This window comes from Catenibacterium sp. UBA627 (genome assembly GCF_002299355.1).
GTDB lineage: Bacteria > Bacillota_I > Bacilli_A > Erysipelotrichales > Coprobacillaceae > Catenibacterium > Catenibacterium mitsuoka.
The window spans coordinates 1-2,658 of sequence record NZ_DBPF01000086.1 but is presented as its reverse complement, the minus strand read 5'-3'; the positions used below and the strand labels follow the sequence as shown (position 1 = coordinate 2,658).

3 protein-coding genes are annotated in these 2,658 nt (G+C 33.4%); 1 reads left to right on the top strand and 2 read right to left on the bottom strand.

Translation table 11 applies throughout. From position 1 onward, the window contains the following. Positions 1–16: 16 nt before the first annotated feature. A complete protein-coding gene (locus B2S90_RS05470) occupies positions 17–430 on the bottom strand; it encodes a DUF2798 domain-containing protein (protein WP_279079969.1) in 414 nt (137 codons plus the stop codon). A 152-nt stretch (positions 431–582) separates the two neighbouring features. Next, on the bottom strand, positions 583–1,974 hold the full coding sequence (locus B2S90_RS05465) for a PLP-dependent aminotransferase family protein (RefSeq protein WP_055289925.1): 1,392 nt from the start codon (positions 1,972–1,974) through the stop codon (positions 583–585). A gap of 93 nt (positions 1,975–2,067) precedes the next feature. On the opposite strand from B2S90_RS05465, the gene B2S90_RS05460 reads away from it, so the two are divergent. Then, the gene (locus B2S90_RS05460) at positions 2,068–2,646 is read left to right on the top strand and encodes a hypothetical protein (RefSeq protein WP_286696667.1); all 579 of its coding nucleotides are present in this window, start codon (positions 2,068–2,070) and stop codon (positions 2,644–2,646) included. The last annotated feature ends 12 nt before the right edge of the window (positions 2,647–2,658 follow it).

The following is a 2,658-nucleotide window of genomic DNA, read 5'->3' as shown; positions in this document are numbered from 1 at the left end:
TCGGAGGTGTAAACCGTTAGTACGACTGGGCAGTTACAAGCCCATGACCTTTAGGTCGTGGGTAGTTGACGAATGTTGTCTGGAAATAGACTGAAGCATCGATGTTCTTGAATAATACAGTTGCGATTAGACTCATGCATGGACACATGATACAAACAATCATACATGAGATTGCAAGAGTAATCACAATAGGACGATCTGTAGGCTGTACAAAACAGAAAGCAAGCTTATGAGCTAAAGAATCTACAACAAGTAGTTCTAAAAAGAAAGCGACAGGCCACATGATAATCATTTCGCGGAAGGCAAGTAAAAAGACCCGGTTTGTCATCCCTCCGATATTTAATGAGATGTTGAAGAGAATCATGACATACACCATTAAGAATGACATCATCGCAGTAAATAATAAATTTTGTTTAAATGTTTTAGGCATTGGAAAAATGCTCCTTTCTTGAAATTACATAAAAAAACAACACTTAATATAAGTGTTGTTCGTTATCAAGCTATGCTTGTGCGTTTCCAATAATACCCTAAATCAATATTCTTTTTTTGCATGACTTACTTTAATATATTTTAAGAAATATGTCAATAAAGTATTTTTTCTAATATTTCTATAGCCTGTGGTAATTTATCTAAATCGATAGAAGAGTAGTTCATGATGAAGGTATGTGATGTATGAGGTATATTCTTAAGATAGTAATGAGAAATAGCTCTTAGATGGATTCCTTCTTCTTTTAATTTATTGATAAGTGTTTCATCAGACATATGTGTATGAATCGTAATAAGGAAATGAAGACCTGCATCTTCCTTGGAAATAGTAATCATATCCTTTAAACTACTTTCTTCTAACATCTTCACAATCGCATCACGCTTATTATGATAATGGTTACGTAATTTAGTAATATGCTTATCAAAACAATGCTCATTAATAAATGATGCAAGAGTATATTGTTCGAAGTTAGAGACTGTACAGGCATAAAAAGAGAGCTTCTTATTATAGCGTTCTAATAAATGATGAGGAAGCACCATATAGCTAATACGAATTGTAGAGGCAAGAGTCTTAGTAAAAGTATTCATATAAATGACTTTTTCACTTAAATCAATACTTTGCAGGGCAGGAATAGGCTGTCCACTTAAACGTAATTCACTGTCATAATCATCTTCTATAATATAGCGATGTTCCTTTTTATTTGCCCATCCAAGTAATTCATAACGTCGAGATACAGGCATAATAATACCAGTTGGGAAATGATGAGAAGGAGAGATGTGCGCAATATCTACATCTAAATCTTCTAATTGGTTGACTAGTATTCCCTGCTCATCCATATCTATAGGAACACATTTTGCTCCCAAACTAGAATAAACATCTAGTATTTTATTATAACCAGGATTCTCTACGGCATAGACAAGATCTAAACCTAATAATTGTACGAGTAGTCCATATAAATATTCAGTACCCGCACCGATAATGATTCTTTCAGGTTCAACATCCATATTTCTGAATTCTTTTAAATGATGAGAAATCGCTTCTCTTAATTCATAAATACCACCTACTGGAGGATTAACCATTAGTTCTGATTGGTGTTCATTTAATACGTCCTTCATAAGTTTAGACCATGTAGTGAAAGGAAACAAATGGGCTGGTGTCTGATTAGAAGAGAAATCACACCAATAGGATTCTTTCTTAATAGAAGGTTTATGAATCATCTTGGCAGGAATAAGGGGTGTCTTATTATTAATAGGAGATACATAAAAGCCTTTCTTAGGTAAAGAATAAATATATCCTTCAGCCATTAACTGCGCATAGGCATTCTCTATTGTAATAATACTAATACCTAGATTTTTCGCAAATGTACGCTTAGAAGGTAACTTCTCATCTGCTGTCAGATGTCCCTCTAGAATATCATTTTTGATAAATGTATATAATTGCTGGTAGAGAGATTTATGGTTATTTTCATCGAAACTATATGTAAGCATAGATACATCCTTTCTTTTCTAACCATTATAGCGTAATCATTTGAAAAAAAGAAGAAAACAGCATAGAATAGTCATATTAATGGAGGATAATCTATGGCGTTAACGGCTAAAAGAATTACAGAGAACTTTAAGGAATTAGAAGATCTTAATAATGAAGCATTTCCTAAGGAAGAACGTGTTTCTATAGAAAGAATGATTGATTTATCTCATACAGGTATATCCGATCTTTATGGTGTTTATGATGAAGACACATTTGTAGGTTTCTTTATGACAATGACATCTGATACATGTGTTTATTTGTTCTATCTTGCAATCTGTTCATCACTTCGTTCTCGTGGGTATGGAGGACGTACTTTAAAGTTGATGGATGATCTTTATCAAAGGCAGATTGTATTGGATATGGAACCTTTAGATGATCAAGCAGATAACTATGAACAGCGTTTAAGACGTACTAAGTTTTATGCGAGTCATGGCTACCGTTCTAGTGGGTATCATTTATTCTATTGGAATCAGACATTTGATTTATTATGTACAAGAGGTCCTTTCCTGAAAGATGACTTTATTGAGATTACTAAAGAACTTCAAAGAGTTGTGGATGAATCAGGAGAAGGGGACTTTCATCCAAAGATGTTGAAGGCATCCTATGATATTCTAGATATTATTGACTTATAAGAACCGAAAGGT